Raw genomic sequence first — 4,223 nt, forward strand, 5'->3', positions numbered from 1 at the left:
TATAATTAGAGTATTTGTACTGAGATCCTAATAGACACAATGGAATAAAAATATGGCTTCGACTTACTCACTATTTGACTTTAAAGTGAGCAAACAACCCCAGTAGAACTGCGTACTTTCTGCCAGCAGACAGTGCAAAGTTTGTCAGCGCCACCAACTAGTGGCGCTGGCTAAAATAGCTAGCTCTGCTGTTTTTAAGTGACACAGTTTACTTAATTTGTATGAACACGGTACTTGTTTCAGTTGCCCTTAATGAAGTGTATTTACGTGGCGGTTGTTTGTTATTAAATGAATTGAGACAGAATTTGTTGTTTGAGTGCTTTTAAGCTCGTTGGTGGAGTCGGTTGAAATAAAAGGTTTATAAGCTCAACGATTTCTGAATGGCAAATGAAGTTATAAAAACGATTCATCCCATCAAAAGAATTAGCTACCAGCCCAATTTCAATCGCTCGATCACATAGTTTTTTATACAAACCAAGCGTTGGCTGTTGGGGCAAACAGTTGCCAGATATTAGCCTCATAGGGAGGCTAAAGTCCGTGTAGCCGTTATTTTTATTAGGTATTAAAATGCGATAGCGCATCACAGGCATGCGCGAGTACAGCGGACTAAATACCTCATTCACATACACATAGAAATCATCAGTAATCGATGAAAATGGGGTGACGATAGCCATTTTTAATAAATGCTGAATGGCACATAATTGGTTGATATCAATTTGATTATAGCCTACCGTCTTTTTCTCTAGGCAAAAGGCTAGCCAGCATGTTAACGCATGAATATCATGACTATGAGTTAACTTTTGCTTTGCTTTTTGAGTCAGTTTTGTTTTTTTAATGAGCTGGCCGTGACTATTTTCTTTGATCAAAAGACAGGCGTAATTGTAGGGTAACTGCGATAAAACTTGATTTATAAACGTGTCTGTTGGTTGCTTGTTATCTAAAAGCTGCCAAAGCGGATGGCAGAGTATCGCGAAAGAGCAGAAATCACCATTTATGCCTTTATCAATTTGATTAATGACGTCATATCGGATCACAGGCTCACCCGCTTCTTTTTTATTAAAAAACCGAGATGACTTATTTAACCAGTCATTATCTTTATTTCCCCATTCCTTCTCATTGAGTAACTTTCTTTTCATCTCATAAGCACTTTTTGCGTTGAGGTGTGCTTTTAAACAGGCACACCAATATCGCGTTGCAAACGATTTTGTTCGTCTCGATAGCGTTAAATAATGCTCAAAGGTGTACATCTAAAAATTTGGCAATTTGAATGCCAAACTCCAACCAAAAACACTAACGTATTGAAAATATGCATGTTAACTGTGTATAGCATCGCTTTACTCGTGCCTTTAATTAAAAAAGAAAGCCTTATGTAAGTTTAGCAAAACTGCATATTCTTAATAAATCATATTAAGTCTTAATAGGTGACTACCATGCTGCCAATGAACAGCAAGGTGTTGTGGTTCAATAAACCCGGACACTATTTTAGGTGGTATCATTACCACTCAACTAGAGATGTCCAATGGCAAGAAAACGTCGAACATTTAGTAAAGAATTCAAACTTGAAGCAGCTTGTTTAGTTTTAGATAAAGGCTACTCCCACCAAGATGCATGCCACTCTTTGGATATTGGTGAAACCGCCTTAAGGCGCTGGGTACAACAGCTTGAGCGTGAACGAAACGGTGAAACGCCTACGTCTAAAGCGTTGACCCCTGAACAGCAAAAGATTCAAGAGCTTGAAGCCAGGATCAATCGCTTAGAGCGAGAAAAATCGATACTAAAAAAGGCTACAGCTCTCTTAATGTCAGAAGAAATGAACAATATTCGTTAATAGACCAATTAAGTGAGCACGAACCGGTAGAAATGGTCTGTAACGTCTTTGATATTGCTCGTTCAAGTTTTTATGACTATAAAAGACGTCGCAACCTCATTGACGTCAATGAGGTTAAGCTGAGAGCTCAACTAAACGCTTGCTTTAATCTCAGTCGAGGCGCTGCGGGTAGTCGTACACTCTTAGCAATGCTGGCAGATTTAGAAATTGAGGCTGGTTTATTCAAGGTCAGGCGGATAATGCGTGATATGCACCTTGTGTCGAAACAACCAGGACCACACGTTTATAAAGTAGCGGTGAACGAACGCCCTGATATACCAAACTTGTTAAATCGAGAGTTCGATGTGCAAAATCCAAATCAAGTGTGGTGTGGAGATATTACGTATATTTGGACTGGTCAGAAGTGGTCATACTTAGCAGTAGTTATTGATTTATACGCGCGGCGAGTTGTCGGTTGGGCGATGTCAGAAAAGCCAAATACTGCATTAACTACCAAAGCATTAGATAGAGCATATGAACAAAGAGGCAAGCCTAGGGGAGTTATGTTCCATTCAGACCAAGGCAGTCAGTACAGCTCAATCAAATTTAGACAAAGACTATGGCGATATCAAATAACACAAAGTATGAGCCGCAGAGGAAATTGTTGGGACAATGCCCCGATGGAGCGTTTATTTAGAAGTCTCAAAACGGAATGGCTTCCAAGTACAGGCTACAGTTCATTTAAAGAAGCTGAACAAGACGTTAGCTTTTACTTGATGAACTATTACAACTGGAGAAGGCCTCATAGTCATAACGATATGCAAGCTCCAGCAGTAGCAGAAGAAAAACTTAATTCACTGTCCGGAATTAGTTGACCACTACAAACAGACCCGTGTAATTCCATATAGAGATTCTGTCGGAGGTATTTCCTTTAGTACCCCTTAAAGGTGCATTTATGAGTCAAACTATATGAGTCAATTTCCTAGTGATGTGCAAGAACAGCTATCGGTCGCGTTTAACAGAGGGTGGATTCAAGGTGTTATGAATTCGGGGTATCAAATTCACGATATTGGAATGGCGAAAGGACGTGAATCGCCGGGCCCTTGGTATGGCGCTGAATTACAGGAGGTAGCTATGAGAAGGTACCCCACGATTAAGGTGAAATTTAAATGACTAATCTAATAGAACAATGTCAAAAAATTGATGCAGTTAGAAAAGAACTGATCCGTACTTTTAGTTTTTTTATTGAAGATGGGTTGTTTGAGCAATTCACTATCTCTGAAGATCTAAGGAACTTGGGGATGGGTTTCAAAGTTCTATTGATCACAGAAGAGTTGGTTATTGGTATTTATGTATCCAACTTAGAGAAAAGTATTGATTGCAAAATGTGCTTACGGCAGCAAAATGTTAGTATCGACTGGTCCTTATTAAAAAGTGAATTTGATGTATTTCGTTATTTAGGGTTGGTTGATTCTTCATTCTTAAATGATGTTGAAAACACTAATGAGTTGATTCGTAAAATTGGACTTAAAATCAAAGAGGAAGTCCAAAGTATAGGAATCGTCGGCTTTCTCAGTGAACTGGAGCAGCTTTAATGACAAGCCCGCACTGCGGGCTTTCTTATTTCTGGGTTAGGTAGTTATATTTTTGCCATCAAATTATTTCTCGGCTTAAAAAAGCAGAATTAATATTTTTAACTTTGTGGGGTTTAACTTTTGTACAAACGCCCCAATTACCAAGGAAATATAATAATAAAAGGAGCAAAGGATGCTTTGGCCTGATAATGAATCAAAGGTTGATTTACTCAATTACTAGGCGATTAGTTCTGCGATCATTAAGTTATTGTCAGACACTAGCCGCTTGCCTGTTTCTGTAGGTGTTCATGGGGATTGGGGAGCTGGAAAATCTAGCATATTAGCCATGCTTGAGAATTCCTACCAAGATGATGAAACTACAGTATGTATACGGTTTAACAGTTGGTTATTTCAAAGGCTTGAAGACGCTCAAACCGCCTTAATGCAACAGATCACCTCTGATTTAATAAAAAAACGAGAAAAGATTGAGGGCTTTAAACAGCAAGCAAATGACTTTCTCGACCGAATTGACTGGTTTAAGTCATTTAAAACTGTTGCCAACTGGGGGGCTACTGCTTTCAGCGGTATTCCAACACTTAGGTGAGACTAAAAGCGATAGTGAAGACCAATATCGGCTTTGCGCTCTGCCCCCATCCAGCAGTTACTTTCGTCATAGCATGCACCAACGTATCGCTTGTCACTGAGATTACTAATGCTAAAGGTGATCCTGGCTTGCTCGTTGAGTTCATAATCAAAGGCGATGTCGAATAAGGTATAGGATGGCACGGTATCCGAGTTGTATTTACCAACATAAAAACTTTGAAAGACACCCACTGCTGTCC

At 39.3% G+C, this 4,223-nt stretch carries 6 protein-coding genes; 4 read left to right on the top strand and 2 right to left on the bottom strand.

Annotation, left to right across the window (positions count from 1 at the left end):
* Positions 1-284 precede the first annotated feature (284 nt).
* Entirely contained in the window at positions 285-1,136 is an 852-nt protein-coding gene (locus L1D50_RS21915; protein ID WP_239966828.1) for a hypothetical protein, read from the bottom strand.
* 383 nt (positions 1,137-1,519) lie between these two features.
* Between L1D50_RS21915 and L1D50_RS21920 the strand changes: the two genes are divergently transcribed.
* The 4 genes from L1D50_RS21920 (at position 1,520) to L1D50_RS21935 (ending at position 3,985) form a co-directional block, all read left to right on the top strand.
* A protein-coding gene (locus L1D50_RS21920) for an IS3 family transposase (protein ID WP_239966830.1) occupies positions 1,520-2,682 on the top strand; the annotation gives its coding sequence in 2 pieces (ribosomal slippage) (positions 1,520-1,775 and positions 1,775-2,682; 1,164 coding nt in all).
* Positions 2,683-2,776: 94 nt separating this feature from the next.
* On the top strand, positions 2,777-2,980 hold the full coding sequence (locus tag L1D50_RS21925; RefSeq protein WP_239966831.1) for a hypothetical protein: 204 nt from the start codon (positions 2,777-2,779) through the stop codon (positions 2,978-2,980).
* Positions 2,977-3,402, top strand: a complete 426-nt coding sequence (locus tag L1D50_RS21930; protein WP_239966833.1) for a hypothetical protein — start codon at positions 2,977-2,979, stop codon at positions 3,400-3,402. Before L1D50_RS21925 ends, L1D50_RS21930 begins: the two co-directional genes overlap by 4 nt.
* 235 nt (positions 3,403-3,637) lie before the next feature.
* A complete protein-coding gene (locus L1D50_RS21935) occupies positions 3,638-3,985 on the top strand; it encodes a P-loop NTPase fold protein (protein WP_345773979.1) in 348 nt (115 codons plus the stop codon).
* A 2-nt stretch (positions 3,986-3,987) separates the two neighbouring features.
* Here the strand turns inward: L1D50_RS21935 and L1D50_RS21940 are convergent.
* Positions 3,988-4,223, bottom strand: a 236-nt coding sequence (locus L1D50_RS21940; protein WP_239966836.1) for a TonB-dependent receptor, incomplete at its 5' end; no start/stop codon positions are given.

Origin of the sequence: Pseudoalteromonas sp. Isolate6 (assembly GCF_022398435.1) — a bacterium.
GTDB lineage: Bacteria > Pseudomonadota > Gammaproteobacteria > Enterobacterales > Alteromonadaceae > Pseudoalteromonas > Pseudoalteromonas galatheae.